The organism is Kribbella sp. NPDC049174, from assembly GCF_043197365.1.
GTDB lineage: Bacteria > Actinomycetota > Actinomycetes > Propionibacteriales > Kribbellaceae > Kribbella.
Map to the genome: position 1 here is coordinate 1 of NZ_JBICSZ010000015.1, position 15,722 is coordinate 15,722.

Below are 15,722 nucleotides of genomic sequence, written 5' to 3' on the forward strand. Positions count from 1 at the left end.
CGTCGAGGCGGTTGACCTCGGCACGGTGTTCGGCGGCCGACTCCAGCAGGTCGGCCGTCGACAGCATGGTCAGATCTCCATCGAACATGTGTTCGATCTTAGGTGATGGTGGGTGGTGGGCAAACTCGTGGCGGCTCGGAATCCCTTATCCACAAGGGGAAACGTCACACTGTCGGGTTGCGGAAACCGGATAGGCATGGGCGCTGCGGTGCGACGACGCCGCAGGCCATCCTCGGTGCATGCGAGTTCGACGATGGCGTCGTCATGCCATGGCTGAGGTTCGGATGAGCTCGTCTCAGCGGGCATTGAATGTGCTCAGCCTGGATGTGTTGCCCGGGGCGTCATCATGCATGGCGTCCACACGTGTGCAGCAAGCTGCGAGCACGCGACGGAGCGGGCGTAGCGGGGTGGTTTGGGCTCGAGTGGTGCGGCGGTGTAGGGCGGCGGTTGTACCTGTGGGTAGGTACAGTTTTGGGGTGGAGACGATGGAGCGGCTGATTCGTAGTACTCAGGAATTGTTGTGGGAGCGTGGGTACGTCGGGACAAGTCCCAAGGCGATTCAGCGGGCTGCTGATGCTGGGCAGGGCAGCATGTATCACCACTTCAGTGGGAAGGCCCAGCTCGCGAAGGCCGCGATCGAGCGGTCGGGGGCGGAGTTGCGTGAGGCTGCGGAGGGGCAGTTCGCGAGTCCTGGTACGGCGACCGAGCGGATCACGCACTACCTCGAGCGGGACCGTGAGGTGTTGCGCGGGTGCCGGATCGGGCGGTTGACCGCGGATCCGGATGTGATGGCCGATCCGGAGTTGAGGGCGCCGGTGGACGAGACGTTCCGTTGGTTGCGCGGGCGACTCGCGGAGATTGTTGCTGAGGGCAAACGTAAGGGCGAGTATCCGTCGAGTCTCGACCCGGATCAGATCGCGGCGACGATCGCCGCCGTGCTGCAGGGTGGGTATGTCCTGGCCCGCGCCGCGAACTCCGACGAGCCGTTCGAGCTCGCCGTCCAGGGATTGATTCAACTACTGACGGAGGCGTCCGCGTGAAGATCGGTGCCGTGTTCCCGCAGTTGGAGATCGGCGCGGATCCGGGCGTGGTCCGCGACTGGGCGACGACGGTCGAGGAGGCCGGGTACACGCATGTGCACGCGTATGACCACGTGCTTGGCGCAGATCCGACGAACCGGCCGGGCTGGACCGGATACACCGACAAGTCCTTGTTTCATGAGGTTTTCGTGTTGTTCGGATACCTGGCGGCGTTCACGTCGTCGGTCGAGTTGGTGACTGGTGTGCTGGTTCTGCCGCAGCGTCAGACCGCTCTGGTTGCGAAGCAAGCCGCTGAGGTTGATGTGCTGAGTGGTGGTCGGCTGCGGCTGGGGGTGGGCATCGGGTGGAATCAGGTCGAGTATCAGGCGCTCGGCGTACCGTTCAAGCAGCGTGGGGCCTTTCTGGAGGAGCAGGTGGATGTGCTGCGGCGGCTGTGGGCCGAGCCGGTCATCTCGTACGACGGGAGGTTCCATCAGATCGATGAGGCGGGGTTGAACCCGCTGCCGGGGAGGCAGATCCCGATCTGGTTCGGCGGTGGTGCGGAGGCGGTACTTCGTCGTACCGGCCGGATCGGTGACGGGTGGATGCCGCAGACCGAGCCGGACGCTGAGGCCAAGGCGCGCGTCGACCGCCTCCGGGCGTACGCCGCCGAAGCCGGCCGCGATCCCGCCACCATCGGCATCGAACCTCGCCTCACGCTCGCCGAGATCCCCGAGAACGACTGGCCAGCCTTCGTCGAAGGCTGGCGCAACCTAGGCGCCACCCACCTCGCCGTCAACACCATGAAGCTCGGTCTGAAGCGCCCCGAAGACCACGCCGCCGTACTGCGAGATGTCCTGCCGCGACTCCGTTAACGCCACGGGGTGTTGGCGGTGGAGCCTCGGATTTCCAGGGGGCAGGGGAGGGTGATGATTTCGGTGGGGCGGTCGGGGGTTTCGATGCGGCGGCGGAGGAGGTCTACGCCGGTTTCCACGATGGCGTGGATCGGTTGTTCGACCGAGGTGAGGTCGAAGGACTCCCAGGCGGCCAGTGAGGTGTTGTCGAAGCCGATGACCCAGACGTCGTCGGGGACGCGGACGTTCAGTGCGCGGGCGCCGTCGAGGATGCCGAAGGCGAGCAGGTCGGTGACGGTGTAGATCGCGGTCGGCGGCTTCTTCGCGGACAGGAGTTTCTGCGCCGCCGCGTGGCCGTCCGCATGGGGGACCCCGACGATGACCTCGTTCCGGGGCTTGATCTGGAGGCCGGCGTCGGCGAGGGCGGCGCGGAAGCCGAGGTCGCGGTCCCGGGAGGTGTTCCCGGTGTGTGCCAGCGTGACCAGGCCGATCTCGGTGTGCCCGGCTTCGGCGAGGTAGCGGCCGGCGTCGTACGCGCCCTGATAGTTGTCGCCGACCACTTGGTCGCAGTCGAGACCGTCGATGCCGCGGTGCAGCAGGACGGTCGGTGTCCCGGACTCGACCGCCATCGTGTGCAGGGACGAGTCGTACGTCGCCGACGTCAGCAGGAACCCGTCGACCAGCCGCTGCTGGAGCACCTTGCCGACCGACTCCTCCGGGTCGTGCTCGATGTTCCACAGGATCATGTGCAGCCCGAGCGCGCTCAGCACCCGGCCGATCTCGTCCAGCAGTTCGGCGTGGAACGGACTCGTGACCCGGGTCATGAACACGCCGATCGTGTCGGTCCGGCCGGTCTTCATCGCCCGGGCCAGTGCGTTCGGCGTGTAGTTCGCGTCCTTCAGCACCTGCAGCACCCGGGCCCGGGTCTCCGCGTTGACCTTCGGATTGTTGGTCAGCACCCGCGAGACCGTGGCCTGTGAGACCCCGGCCAGGCGAGCCAGATCACGGCTCGTCGGTGGTCGCGTCATGATCCGCCCTCCCCTCCTGCTCAGAACCCGAAACCCTACTGAAGAGTGTCACCTCTCGCCGTTGACCACGCCGTCGGAGATGTGTATACGTATTCATTGTATACGTATTCATCCCTCGCGGATGGGAGATTCCGGTGCAGACAACCCACTCCAACCTGAGCCGCCGCAGGTTTCTCGCCGGACTGACGGGACTCGCGGCCGGCGGTGTACTGGCCGGCTGTGGCGGTAATGGCAACGGCAATGCAGGTGGCGGGAAGGCAATGACCTTCCTCAACTGGCAACAGGTCAAGGGCACGCCGCTCGAGCAGGCGATCCAGGCGTACGAGAAGTCGTCCGGTACGTCGGTCACCGTGCAGCCCGCGGTCACCCAGGAGTACGACACCAAGATGCGCACCCTGCTGGCGGGCGGCAGTCCGCCGGACGTGATGCGGATCAACGACGACTTCGTCCGCGGCTTCTCCGAGCAGGGAGCACTGCTCGACCTGAAGCCGTACATCGAGAAGGACGGTCTGGACACGGCTGCGTTCGCCAAGGAGGCGTACGAGTTCCCCAAGCAGCCGGACGGCTCGCACACGGCTTGGGTTCTCGGCTACGAGCCGCGGCTGATCTTCTACAACGTCGATCTGTTCAAGCAGGCCGGCGTACCGCTGCCGCCGACGACCTGGTCGCCGGACAGCTGGACCTGGGCGGACTTCGCCGACCGGGCCAAGAAGCTGACCGATCCGGCCAAAAAGCAGTACGGCGCTCTGGTGTACCTGGACACCGGGTACGAGCAGACGTTCACGGTCAACCACGGCAGTCAGACCGGCATCTACTCCACCGACGGGTCGCAGTTCACGCTGCCCGGCGCCAAGGAGGTCGAAGCCCTGCAGTGGGCAACCGATCTGACCTGCAAGGACAAAGTGCAGCCGCCGTGGTCCGCACTGCAGCAGGACAACGTGCAGAACCAGCTGTTCGCCCAGGGCAAGATCGCGATGATGTACGCGACCTTCGGCACGGTTCCGTACATGCGGACGACGGTGAAGGATTTCACCTGGGACGTCGCGCCGCCGCCGGCCGATGTGGAGCAGAAGACCGAGGCCAGCGTGATCGTGTTCTGCATCCCGAAGGCGGCCAAGAATCCGGACCAGGCCTGGGCGCTGCTCAAGTTCCTGGCCGGTGAGGAGGGCGGCAAGATCCTGTTGCAGGGCGGCGCGTTCACCCCGATCAACAAGAAGGTCGCCGCCCAGCTCGCGCCGGACGGGAAGATGCCCGAGCACATCGGGCTGTTCGGCGAGGCCGCGGAGCACCTGACCGCGACCAACCAGACCAAGAACACGCTCGGCGCCCGTGAGTTGTACCGGCCCGCGCTGGACCAGGCCTACAACTGCGAGAAGCCGGTCGGCGACGTCCTCAACCAGATCAAGCCACAGGTGGAGAACGCCTTGAAGGGTTGATGTCGATGGCAACGACAACACCAACCAGGCCGCCGGCGATCGAGGCCGAGGTGCCGGACCACCGGGCCGAGGTACGGCGGGCGCGCCGCAAGCAGAACCTGGTCGGCTGGCTGTTCATCAGTCCGATCGTGGTCGGTGTGGTGGCCTTCCAGTTCTTCCCGATCCTGGTCTCGATGGGCGCGTCCCTGACCGACTGGAACGGCATCTCGGCACCGAAGTTCGTCGGGATCAAGAACTTCACCGATCTGTTCGGCGACGACCCGCTGTTCCTGCAGACGTTCAAGAACACCGTCTACTTCACCCTGGCGAGCATTCCGTTGACGATCGGGATCGGTCTGGTGCTGGCACTGCTGTGTGCCCGGCCGATCCGCGGTGTCGCGTTCTTCCGGACGGCGTACTTCGCGCCGTACGTGACGAACGTGGTCGCGATCGGGTTCGTCTGGTTCTGGTTCTTCCAGCCGGACAACGGGGTGGTCAACGGGCTGCTGAGCCAGGTCGGCGTGACCGGGCCGCAGTGGCTGTCGAGCTCGACCTGGGCGATGCCGGCGGTGATCGTGGTCAGCGTCTGGCAGGGCATCGGTTATCCGATGATCATCCTGCTCGCGGGTCTCCAGGGCCTCCCGAACGAGTACTTCGAGTCCGCGAAGATCGACGGGGCCGGAGCGTTCCAGCGGCTGCGGTTCATCACACTGCCGTTGCTGACACCGCACTTCCTGTTCCTGCTGATCACGCAGTTCATCACGTCGTTCCAGGTGTTCGGCCTGATCTACGTGATGACCAAGGGCGGGCCCGGCCACGCCACCAGCGTCTACATCTTCAACATCTACCAGAACGCGTTCAGCTTCGGGAAGATCGGCTACGCCTCGGCCATGGCCTGGATCCTCTTCGCGGTGATCGCCGCCGTCACCTTCCTGCAGTGGAAGCTCCAGAAGAGGTGGGTGTTCTACTCATGAGGCTGGTGAGCAAGACCTCGCAGTACCTGGTGATGTCGCTGTTCGCGGTGGCCTTCCTGGCGCCATTGGTCTGGATGATCAGTGCGTCGCTGCGGCCGGAGGCGAAGGTGCTGTCGGTGCCGCCGCAGTTCCTGCCCAGCGACGCGCAGTGGGACAACTACCGGCAGATCTTCGAACTGATCCCGATGTTCCTGTGGAACAGCGTGAAACTGGCCGGGCTGAACGTGGTCGGCATCCTGATCGTCGCGTCGATGGCGGGCTACGCGTTCGCGCGGCTGAGGTTCGCCGGCCGGGACTTCGCGTTCATGGTGCTGTTGGCGACCTCGATCATCCCGGGGATCGCCTACCTGATCCCGCAATACATCGTGTTCCGCCACATCGGCTGGGTGGACACGCAGTACCCGCTGTGGGTGCCGAAGGTGCTCACCCCGGTGTTCGCGACGTTCCTGATGCGGCAGTCGTTCCTGACCATCCCGCAGGAGCTCGAGGACGCGGGCAAGATCGACGGGGCGTCCACGTTCGGCATCTACTGGCGGATCATGCTGCCGCAGACCAAGCCGGCGCTGGCCGCGATCGGGGTGTTCACCTTCCTCGAGTCGTGGAACGACCTGTTCGGTCCGCTGATCTACATCAATTCCGAGAACCTGCAGACGTTGCCGGTGGCACTCGCCCAGTTCCAGGGCGAGTACTTCACCCAGATCAGTCTGCTGATGTGCGGGGCGACCGTCTCGGTGGTCCCCGTCATCGCCGTCTTCCTCTTTGCACAGCGCTATTTCATCCAGGGCATCACGATGACAGGAATGAAGGGGTGAGCACCGTGCCGGACCGGCTCGTTGCCATGCAGATCGGAGCGGTTTCGTTCGTCGACGAAGGGGTCGACCAGACACTGGACATCCTGGCCGAGCGCGGCGCGGTGAACGCGCTGTTCCTGGCCACACCGACCTGGACCCGGGGCACCGGCGGACGCCAGATCCCCGGCCACCCGATCCCCGACCACGGCGGATCGGACTACGACCTCGGGTGGGTCGGCGGCAACTACGCGACGCCGCATCCGCAGTACTACGGCAACACCGTGCTCGGTGCGGCCGGCCGGGCACCGGAGCACCCGGAGCTCGACCTGCTCGCCGAGGTGGTGCCGAAGGCGCGCGAGCGCGGGATGCAGTCGTTCGCCTGGATGGAGGAGAGCGGTGGGGCCCGTCAGCTGCGGACCTACCCGAACTTCGTCAAGGTGCTCGAGGTGGACGCGTGGGGCCGGCCCGGTCGCCGGCCGTGCTTCAACAACCCGGACTACCGCAACTGGCACCTCGGGTTCGTCGAGGACTACCTGCAGAGCTATGAGCTCGACGGGCTCGCCTGGTGCTCGGAGCGGCCGGGTCCGCTGAACATGCTGATGCAGGGCACGGTCGACGTGGCCGAGGTCGGCTGCTTCTGCCCGCACTGCAAGCAGTTCGGCCGCGATCGCGGGATCGACGTCGACCGCGCGATGCGTGGCTACCGCGAGCTGGTCGAGTGGAACCAGCGGGTCGGCGCCGGTGAGCGGCCGGTCGACGGCGCGTTCGTGACGTTCTGGCGGATCCTGTTGAACTACCCCGAGGTGCTCGCCTGGCAGACGCTGTGGACCGAGAGTCAGCGGCAGCTGTACCGCGACATCTACGGTGTCGCCAAGGCGATCTCGCCCGAGGTGCAGGTCGGCTGGCACGTTTACCACAACATCTCGTTCAGCCCGTTCTACCGGGCTGACCAGGACTACACCGAGATGGCGAAGTTCTCCGACTTCATCAAGGTCGTCATCTACAACAACTGTGCCGGGCCGCGGTTCTTCACCTGGGTGAAGAGCATCTGCGGCGCGCTGTTCGCCGACGCGGACCCGGAGGACGTCTACCCGTTGATGATGAAGCTGCTGCAACTCGACGAGGGCGACTACGAGAAGCTGCCGCAGTCCGGCTTCACCGCGGACTACGTACGGCGGGAGACCGAGCGGGCCGTCGCCGGTGTCGGTGGGCAGAGCAAGATCTACCCGGGTATCGACATCGACATCCCGGTCGGCGTCACGAAGGAGCGGCTCGAGAAGCCCCGTGACCTCGGCACCAAGATCAACTGGGACGACAACGAGGGCGAGTTGACCGCCTGCACACGGGAGTCGGTCCGGGACGCGACGCTGGCCGCGTTCGAGGGCGGCGCGGAGGGCGTCGTACTCAGCCGGAAGTACTCCGAGATGCTGCTGGAGAACCTGTCCGGCGCCGGGGATGCCGTCCGGAGTCTCCAGTGAAACCTTGGTACCAGCGCACCTTCCGGTGGGCGCAGACCAACCTGACCGAGAAGGACCCGGCCCGGTACGACGCCGAGTGGTGGCGCGAGCACTGGCGTCGTACCCGGGTGCAGGGCGTGATCGTGAACGCCGGCGGTATTGTCGCGTACTACCCGAGCCGGTTCGAGTTGCAGCACCGGGCCGAGTTCCTCGGTGATCGCGACCTGTACGGCGAGATCGTCGAGCTGGCGAAGGCGGACGGGCTGACCGTGCTGGCCCGGATGGACTCCAACCGGGCCCACCAGCAGTTGTACGACGCGCACCCGGACTGGTTCGCGGTCGATGCCGACGGCAACCCTTATCGCGCCGGGAAGCTGTACGTCGCCTGTGTCACCGGGCCGTACTACCGGGACTTCCTGACCGGGATCCTCGAGGAGATCATCGAGCGCAGCGCACCGGACGGGATCACGGACAACAGTTGGAGCGGCCTCGGCCGGGACTCCATCTGCTACTGCCCGAACTGCCGGGACAGCTTCGGCCAGGAGTTGCCGGCGGGCGTCGACTGGGCGGATCCGGCGTACCGGCAATGGATCCGCTGGAGTTACGACCGGCGGCTCGCGGTGTGGGACCTGAACAACGAGGTGACTCAGCGGGCCGGCGGACCGGACTGCCTGTGGATCGGTATGAACGGCGGTGAGGTCGTTGCGCAGAGCAAGCGACTGCGCGACGACGTGGAGATCTGCAAGCGGGCGCCGATCTTCCTGCTCGACTCGCAGTGGCGGCACGACGAGAGCGGCTTCCAGGCCAACGCGGACAGTGGCAAGCGGCTGCACGGGCTGCTCGGCTGGGACACGCTGATCCCGGAGAGCACGGCCATGTACGACGCCGGGACGCCGACGTTCCGGCTCGGGAGCAAACCCGAGCCGGAGGCCCGGATGTGGGCGCTCGAGGGGTTCGCCGGCGGCATCCAGCCGTGGTGGCACCACATCGGCTCGGTGCACGAGGACCGGCGGCAGTATGCGACGGCCGAGCCGCTGTTCGGCTGGCATTTCGAGCATCAGGACTACCTCGTGAACCGGGAGCCCGTCGCCACGGTCGGCCTGCTGTGGAGTCAGCGCAGTGTGGACTTCCACGGCAAGGCCGATCCGGAGATGACGAGTCAGTTGCCCTATCGCGGTTGGGTGGACGCGCTGATCCGGGCCAGGATCCCGTATCTGCCGACCCACGAGATCGACTCGTCCTTCGCCGTCCTGATCGTCCCGAACGTCGGTGTTCTCACCGACGCACAGTGCGCGGCGTTGACGGCGTACGTCGAGGGTGGCGGGCGGCTCGTGGTGACCGGCGAGTCCAGCCTGTACGACGAGTGGGGCGATCGGCGCGACGACTTCGCGCTGGCCGAACTGCTCGGCGTCCATCACGAGGGCAAACGGTTCGAGGCGGGCAAGGTCGACTGGGAGACGTACGACGCCCATACCTATCTGCGGATCGAGGATCGGGGGATCGCGGCTGGGTTCGACGACACGGACGTGCTGCCGTTCGGTGGGCAGTTGGAGGTCGTCCGGGCCTCCGGGCCGGCGGTGACGTATGTACCGCCGTTCCCGATCTATCCGCCGGAGAAGTCGTGGATGGCCGAGCCGCGGACCGACATCCCGGCACTGGTGCTCGGCGAGAGCACGGCGTACCTGGCGGCCGACCTCGACCGGCTGTACGCGCAGTACCACCATCCCGATCACGGCCGGCTGCTGGCGAACCTGGTCCGGTGGGCGGCCCGGGACGACATCCCGCTGCAGGTCGAGGGCGCCGGCGTACTCGACTGCCAGCTCTACAAGCAGGGCGACACGCACGTCCTGCACCTGGTCAACCTCGACCAGGGCGGCGCGTGGCGCGGCCGGCTGGAGGAGCTCACGCCGTCCGGGCCGTTCACCGTCAGGGTCCGTGCGACCGGCAGCAGGGCTCGTTTCCTGGTCGCCGGTGTGGAGGCGGACGTGAACGAGCAGGACGGCTGGATTACGGTCGGGGTAGACCGCATCACCGATCACGAAGTCGTGGTTCTCAGCTAAGGAGTCTCTTGTGCCAGACGTCACCGGGCCGATGAACGAGCGGTACGACGAGATCCTCACCGAGCGCGCGCTCGGGCTGATCGAGCAGTTGCACCGGGAGTACGACGGGCGGCGGCAGGAGCTGCTCGAGCGTCGCCGGGAGCGGGTCGCCGAGATCGCGGCCGGCGCGTCGCTGGGGTTCCTGCCGGAGACCAAGGACGTGCGGGACGACCCGGACTGGCGGGTCGGGCCGGCGGCGCCCGGACTGGTGGACCGGCGGGTGGAGATCACCGGGCCGACCGACCGGAAGATGACGATCAACGCGCTGAACTCGGGCGCGAAGGTGTGGCTGGCCGACCAGGAGGACGCGAACACCCCGCTGTGGGAGAACGTGATCGGCGGCCAGCTGAATCTGCTCGACGCGATCACCCGGCGGATCGACTTCAGCACCGACGCCAAGTCGTACGAGCTGAAGCCGGACGAGGAGCTGGCGACGATCGTGGTCCGGCCGCGTGGGTGGCACCTGCCGGAGAAGCACATCCAGGTGGACGGTTCACCGGTGTCCGGGTCGCTGGTCGATTTCGCGCTCTATCTGACCGCCTGCGGTCAGTTGCAGATCGACCGCGGCCAAGGGCCGTACTTCTACCTGCCGAAGATGGAGTCGCATCTGGAGGCGCGGCTGTGGAACGACGTGTTCGTCACCGCGCAGGAATACCTGGGTATTCCGCGCGGCACGATCCGGGCGACCGTGTTGATCGAGACCTACCCGGCCGCGTTCGAAATGGAGGAGATCCTGTACGAGCTGCGGGAGCACTCGGCCGGGCTGAACGCGGGCCGTTGGGACTACATGTTCAGCGTGATCAAGACGCACCGGACCCGGGGTGCGGACTTCCAGTTGCCGGACCGCAACAGCGTCACGATGACGGTGCCGTTCATGCGCGCGTACACCGAGCTGCTGGTCCGGACCTGCCACAAGCGCGGCGCGCACGCGATCGGCGGGATGGCGGCGTTCATCCCGAGCAAGGACCCGGCGGTGAACGAGCAGGCGTTCGCCAAGGTCGAGGCGGACAAGCGGCGCGAGGCCGGTGACGGCTTCGACGGGTCGTGGGTCGCGCACCCCGGCATGGTCGAGACGTGCCGGACGGTCTTCGACTCGGTGTTGGGGTCGGAGCCGAACCAGCTGGGCAAGCTTCGCGAGGACGTCCACGTCACCGCTGAGCAGCTCTTGGACGTCGCTGCCACACCGGGCGAGGTCACCGAGGCCGGGCTGCGCAACAACGTGAGCGTTGCCATCCAGTACCTGGCCGCGTGGCTCGATGGTCTCGGTGCGGTCGGCATCTTCAACCTGATGGAGGACGCCGCCACCGCCGAGATCTCCCGCTCCCAGATCTGGCAGTGGCGTCAGAACGGCGTCGTCCTGGACACCGGCGAAACCGTCACCACCGAACTCGTCGAACGAATCGCCGACGAGGAGATCGCCAAACTCGACCAGTACCTGCGCTACCAGTCCGCCCGGGCCCTCTTCCTCGAGGTAGCCCTGGCCGACGACTACGTCGACTTCCTGACACTGCCGGCGTACGAACGCTTCTCCTAAGCGGCAAGTAGCGCTTGGATCAGCGTCGCGTGGTTCGGTACCACCGGAACCTGTGGCGTGGCGAGGGACTTGCGAGGTTCACGCCCACACTCACAACCCAGTCCGACCGCACCGGCCTCCTGAGCGGCGCGGATCCTGGTCCAACGACCACCAACGAACAAGCAGGAGCTGACCGGGACGCCGAGCTGATCTGCCGCCCTCTCGGCGGCATGCCCCGTGTCGAACACGGCGAGGTCGAGCCCTCGTCGCGCGGAGATCGTGCCGACGTGCAACTCGAGCGAGTGCGCTCGCACCGTTGCCGCCACGGCGTCTTCCGAGAGGTCGCTGATCACGCCGACCTTGCGCTTGCTGTCGGCGCACGCCGCCGGCAACTGTCGCAGACCGGGAGCGGGGACGGCGGTGAGGGCGGAGTCCAGCTCCCGTCTCGACAGCGCTTTCTCCGACTCGTCGGCGTAGTCGGGTTTGTTCTCCGCGATGTACCTGAGCATGTGGTCGACCCCGAAGGCTCCGAGCAAGGCTCCCCCTCCAGGTGACTGCCTCCATCGGCAGCCGCTGGGAGCCTGCCAGCAGACGAACAGCTCTGACAACCGAGATAGTGCGGCGTTGGCCTGCCCGGCTAGAGGAATCGCTCGGGTGGGTCGACGTTCACGGTGGGGATACCGCCGCCGGCCCGGGCGATGATCGCCAGCGACGGTGCACCGGAAGGATTGCTCTCCCGGTGCACCGTGAACGCCGGCACGTGCGCGAAGTCGCCGGCCACGGCGTCGAGGTACTCGTCACTCCCCTCGAACTCCAGCCGCAGTACGCCGGACACGATGTAGAGACTGCTCTCGTTCTTGTCGTGGTGATGCCAGCCCGAGACTGCGCCGGGCTCGGTGATCACCTGCCCGGACCACAGGATCGGCAGCTCGAACGCCCGCATCCGCAGCATCCCGGACGTCGGATCGGCGGCCACCAGGTCCCCTGCCTTGATCACCCGAGCAGGCTCACTCATGCCAGCAGTCTGCCTCCGCCCGAAGCGCTGCCGCCAGCGGGTGGACCGTGGCGGATGCGGGCGCGGGCATCGGGGACGGTGAGGGCCTGGGTGAGAAGCCAGGTGACGCCGGAGCGTTCGTACTGCGGGATCGTGGCGGGGGTGGGTTCGGTCGCGTCGGCGTTGCCGATGAGGACGACGTCGTACGGCGTATCGGAGGTCCGGACGGCCCGGATGTCCTCGGCGATGTCGGCGTAGGTTTCGGCCGGGATCACCACCGTCGGCCACTGCTCGCTGGCTGGGGCGAACCCGTCCCACCGGGCGGCTCGGCGGCGGGGTGGGCGGAAAGAGCCGCCGGCGCCGATCCAGATCGGGATTCTGGGGTGCTGGAGCGGCGTGGGTTGGAGGGAGACATCGCGGCAGGTGTAGTGCTCGCCTTCGAAGTCGACCCGTTCGCCGGTCCACAGGCGGTCCACCAGTTCGAGGAACTCGTCGACCATCGCCGCCCTGGTCCGCAGATCCACGTCCATCCCGAACGCGGTGAACTGGTCATCCGGGTGACCGAGGCCGACCCCGAGCACCAAGCGGCCTGCTGACAGCCGATCCAGCGTCACCGCCTGGCGTGCGAACGCCTCCGGCCGCAGCCGGGCAACCGCCGTGACCAGAGTCCCGAAGCGGATCCGCTCAGTCGCCCCGGCCACCGCCGTCAGCGCCACCATCGCGTCGGCCACGTCGTCGGACTCACCGAGCGCTTCTCGGACCGCGTCCGTGTGCGGGTGCAGGGGCAGCAGTTCGTCCCAGATGAAGAGTCCGTCCCATCCGGCCGCTTCAGCCGACTGCGCCAGCTCCACGAGCACACTCACGTCAGCGAAAGCCCCTTGGTTCGGCAAGTAGATCCCGTGCCGCATGGGCCCTCCTCCCACGGCCGACGCCGTTGACTGCAGCCTGTGGCCCGCCGGGCGCACTGTCAACGACGGGGCGGCGCGCCTAGGCTGCGAGAATGGCGAGCATTGTGTTGCGGGTCCGGCTCATCAGCGGTGACCACCTGGATGTCACCTACGAGGAGTCTGGCGCGGCCGATGATGACGAAGTTGTCGCGCACGCTGTCGCCGCATTGGCGGGCGAAGCCGGCATGCTTCAGTGCGAACATGGCGGTCGACTCCTCGTGCTGTACGCACGAGGAGTCGCCGCCGTTGAGGTCGCGCCACGAGGCGCGGTGCTGTAACCGCTGTTCAGCGCTTGGTGGGGTAGGCGGCGTCGACCTCGACCTCGACGAGCCAGCCGTTCACCGGGAGGTTCTCGATCTCCAGGGCGAAGCGCGAGGGGCGAGACTTGTTGACCACGAACGGTTTGGCGGGGGCCGCCGTGCCGAGTGGGACAGGGACGTACTGACCGGTGGTGAGGTCGGTGTTGGCGAAGTACTGGCGGTAGGCGCGGTTCCAGCCGGCGAAGTCGGCGGTGGCGGCGCCGGACGCGTTCTGCAGGAACACCCGCATCGTGTAGACATCGGCGTACGAGAGACCCTGGGCCTGCAGGTTCTCGCCGATCCGCCGGAGCACGTTGATGCCCTGGGCCTCGGTGATGGTGACGCCCGCCGGCAGCGTCCCACCCGGGAAGACCACAGTGTCGATGTACGCCGCTTCCGACCCCGCGGGAGCGCCCGGGTTGAGTGCCGAAGGGCCGAGCCCGCTGGTCTTGTAGATCGGTGTGTTGGCCCCGATGCCGACACCGTTGGCGATCATCGGGTTGGCCTGGCCGGCCGGCAGCACCGGTACGACCGTGCCGGGGTTGGGCGGTTTCGGCTTGTTCCACCAGCCGGCGGCTCCGGCGGTGAACGAGCACGAGGCGATCACCACGACGACGAACCCGATCAGGAGTTTGTGTTTCATCTGCTGGTCACCCGACTGTGCAGGGCGGTCACAGCCGCCCGGGCGGACACCATCGCGCCGTGCTGCCAGGCGATGGTGTGGGACAGGTGGTCGCCGGCGAAGTAGATGTTGCCGGTGGCCTCGAGCAGCCGGGCGTAGATCCCGTCGGTCTGGGACGGCCAGCTGACCCAGGCCGCTTCGGAGTACTTGGTCCCGAGCCAGTTCACCGAGAAGGACGCCTTGACGTCCTTGCCGTACACGTCACCGTGGATCTTGGTGCCCTGCATCAGGGCTCGGTCCAGCCGGGCGGCCGGTGTCAGCGCGCCGTACACGTTGGCGTTGGCGCCGGTGTTGTAGTAGCCGATCACGGTGCCGCGCCTGCCGTGGAAGCCGGTCGACGGGTACCAGGTGTTGACCGTGTCGAGGTTGCTGTTGGTGATCCCGCCGTAGATCCGGTGGTCCTCCTCCCACCAGCGCCGGCCGTACTCGATGCCGATCTTGCCCGCGTTCGTCGGACGGGCGTACTTCAGCGCCTCGATGATCGGCGTGGGCAGGTTGGACGGAACCTTCGCGGCCAGGTGCGGCGGCAGCGTGCAGATGGCGTAGTCCGCGGTGATCACCCGGGTCCGCGCTCCGGTCTGGTAGGTGACCTGGACACCGGCCGCGGTGTTGTGCAGACCGGTCACCTCGGCGCCGTACTGGATCTTCTCCCGGCCGATCGCCTTCTCGAACGCGTACGGGATCCGGTCCATCCCGCCGACCGGCTGGAACATCATCATCGCCTGGTCCCAGCCGAACTCGAACGAGAAGTAGTTGCCGACGCCGCTGGCGAACACGTCGCTGAGTGCGTACGGCGCGGCCGTCGTACCGCCCTCCATCCCCGCACCGGGTTCGATCTCGTAGCCGCGCCGGCCGCCGGCGCCGGTGTAGGCGAACCCGGCCGCCTTGTTCCCGATCGCGCCGAAGCTGCTGAGGAACCCGATCAGCGCCTCCTTGTCGGTCCCGGTCAGCCGGCCGTCGAGCGCGCCCTGATCGGTGGCCTTGGCCAGCATCTCGGCGACGTAGCCGTAGACGTCCGCCTTGGCGGTGCGGTGCCGGATCGGCTTGTTGGACAGGGCTGTGGTGCCCTCGCGGTAGAGGTACGCGTCCGCGTTCTGGTTGACGAACGGCTCGATCGCGACGCCGAGCTCGCGGCAGTAGTCGAGCGTCACGTGGTGCTGCGGCAGGCGGGCCGGGCCCGCGTTCATGTACTCGCCGGGAGAGAACGTCGCCCGCTGGGTGTTCCCGGCCAGGTCGGTCTCCACGGTGCCGCCGCGGACCGTCCAGTTCCGGCCGCCGGGGCGCTTGCGGGCCTCCAGCAGGGTGACCTTGTAACCGGCCTTCAGCAGTTCGTACGCCGAGGTCAGTCCGGCGATCCCGGCACCGAGGATGACGATGTGCTTGCCGCGGCCGTTCAGTTCGACCCGCGACGGAGCGGCGTACGCGGGAGTCTCGGCGACGCCCGTGAGGCCGAGCGCCGACATCGTGGAATACATGACACCGGCTCCACCGGTGATACCGACCTGCTGCAGGAACTGACGTCTGGTCTGCGCCATGCCTTCTCCTCACTGGGCAACTAAGTAGCTGCACAGAAAGGTAAGGACTTGGTGTTTCTGCCCTGTGTCCGTCTGATGAGGAGCTGCGACCGGTACTGACAGGTATGTTTCGGGT

15 protein-coding genes are annotated in these 15,722 nt (G+C 66.9%); 9 read left to right on the plus strand and 6 right to left on the minus strand.

Going from position 1 to position 15,722, the window contains the following annotated elements; translation table 11 throughout:
• The first annotated feature begins 485 nt into the window (after positions 1-485).
• Positions 486-1,040: a TetR/AcrR family transcriptional regulator gene (locus ACGFIF_RS41140; protein ID WP_393162976.1), complete on the plus strand. Its 555-nt coding sequence runs from the start codon at positions 486-488 to the stop codon at positions 1,038-1,040.
• Positions 1,037-1,894 (plus strand): LLM class F420-dependent oxidoreductase, encoded by an 858-nt coding sequence (locus tag ACGFIF_RS41145; protein WP_393162759.1) that lies wholly within the window; start codon positions 1,037-1,039, stop codon positions 1,892-1,894. The genes ACGFIF_RS41140 and ACGFIF_RS41145 overlap by 4 nt, the downstream gene beginning before the upstream one ends.
• On the opposite strand, the gene ACGFIF_RS41150 is transcribed toward ACGFIF_RS41145, so the two are convergent.
• Positions 1,891-2,901 (minus strand): LacI family DNA-binding transcriptional regulator, encoded by a 1,011-nt coding sequence (locus tag ACGFIF_RS41150; protein WP_393162761.1) that lies wholly within the window; start codon positions 2,899-2,901, stop codon positions 1,891-1,893. The genes ACGFIF_RS41145 and ACGFIF_RS41150 overlap by 4 nt on opposite strands.
• 134 nt (positions 2,902-3,035) lie before the next feature.
• Between ACGFIF_RS41150 and ACGFIF_RS41155 the strand changes: the two genes are divergently transcribed.
• The 6 genes from ACGFIF_RS41155 to aceB are packed head-to-tail and all read left to right on the plus strand — an operon-like array spanning position 3,036 to position 11,171.
• Positions 3,036-4,337, plus strand: coding sequence for an ABC transporter substrate-binding protein (locus tag ACGFIF_RS41155; protein ID WP_393162763.1), 1,302 nt, complete (start codon positions 3,036-3,038; stop codon positions 4,335-4,337).
• A 5-nt stretch (positions 4,338-4,342) separates the two neighbouring features.
• Entirely contained in the window at positions 4,343-5,290 is a 948-nt protein-coding gene (locus tag ACGFIF_RS41160) for a carbohydrate ABC transporter permease (RefSeq protein WP_393162765.1), read from the plus strand.
• Positions 5,287-6,102: a carbohydrate ABC transporter permease gene (locus tag ACGFIF_RS41165; protein ID WP_393162767.1), complete on the plus strand. Its 816-nt coding sequence runs from the start codon at positions 5,287-5,289 to the stop codon at positions 6,100-6,102. The genes ACGFIF_RS41160 and ACGFIF_RS41165 overlap by 4 nt, the downstream gene beginning before the upstream one ends.
• Positions 6,099-7,559 (plus strand): hypothetical protein, encoded by a 1,461-nt coding sequence (locus tag ACGFIF_RS41170; RefSeq protein ID WP_393162769.1) that lies wholly within the window; start codon positions 6,099-6,101, stop codon positions 7,557-7,559. The genes ACGFIF_RS41165 and ACGFIF_RS41170 overlap by 4 nt, the downstream gene beginning before the upstream one ends.
• The gene (locus ACGFIF_RS41175) at positions 7,556-9,598 is read left to right on the plus strand and encodes a beta-galactosidase (RefSeq protein WP_393162771.1); all 2,043 of its coding nucleotides are present in this window, start codon (positions 7,556-7,558) and stop codon (positions 9,596-9,598) included. Before ACGFIF_RS41170 ends, ACGFIF_RS41175 begins: the two co-directional genes overlap by 4 nt.
• 10 nt (positions 9,599-9,608) lie before the next feature.
• On the plus strand, positions 9,609-11,171 hold the full coding sequence (gene aceB, locus ACGFIF_RS41180) for a malate synthase A (protein ID WP_393162773.1): 1,563 nt from the start codon (positions 9,609-9,611) through the stop codon (positions 11,169-11,171).
• Here the strand turns inward: aceB and ACGFIF_RS41185 are convergent.
• The 3 genes from ACGFIF_RS41185 to ACGFIF_RS41195 form a co-directional block, all read right to left on the minus strand.
• Positions 11,168-11,659, minus strand: coding sequence for a hypothetical protein (locus ACGFIF_RS41185; RefSeq protein ID WP_393162775.1), 492 nt, complete (start codon positions 11,657-11,659; stop codon positions 11,168-11,170). The genes aceB and ACGFIF_RS41185 overlap by 4 nt on opposite strands.
• 128 nt (positions 11,660-11,787) lie before the next feature.
• On the minus strand, positions 11,788-12,165 hold the full coding sequence (locus ACGFIF_RS41190) for a cupin domain-containing protein (RefSeq protein WP_393162777.1): 378 nt from the start codon (positions 12,163-12,165) through the stop codon (positions 11,788-11,790).
• On the minus strand, positions 12,162-13,052 hold the full coding sequence (locus ACGFIF_RS41195; RefSeq protein WP_393162779.1) for an LLM class flavin-dependent oxidoreductase: 891 nt from the start codon (positions 13,050-13,052) through the stop codon (positions 12,162-12,164). Before ACGFIF_RS41195 ends, ACGFIF_RS41190 begins: the two co-directional genes overlap by 4 nt.
• 92 nt (positions 13,053-13,144) lie before the next feature.
• On the opposite strand from ACGFIF_RS41195, the gene ACGFIF_RS41200 reads away from it, so the two are divergent.
• The gene (locus ACGFIF_RS41200) at positions 13,145-13,369 is read left to right on the plus strand and encodes a hypothetical protein (protein WP_393162781.1); all 225 of its coding nucleotides are present in this window, start codon (positions 13,145-13,147) and stop codon (positions 13,367-13,369) included.
• 7 nt (positions 13,370-13,376) lie between these two features.
• On the opposite strand, the gene ACGFIF_RS41205 is transcribed toward ACGFIF_RS41200, so the two are convergent.
• The gene (locus tag ACGFIF_RS41205; RefSeq protein WP_393162783.1) at positions 13,377-14,033 is read right to left on the minus strand and encodes a Rid family hydrolase; all 657 of its coding nucleotides are present in this window, start codon (positions 14,031-14,033) and stop codon (positions 13,377-13,379) included.
• Positions 14,030-15,607: a flavin monoamine oxidase family protein gene (locus ACGFIF_RS41210; protein ID WP_393162785.1), complete on the minus strand. Its 1,578-nt coding sequence runs from the start codon at positions 15,605-15,607 to the stop codon at positions 14,030-14,032. Before ACGFIF_RS41210 ends, ACGFIF_RS41205 begins: the two co-directional genes overlap by 4 nt.
• Positions 15,608-15,722: the final 115 nt, after the last annotated feature.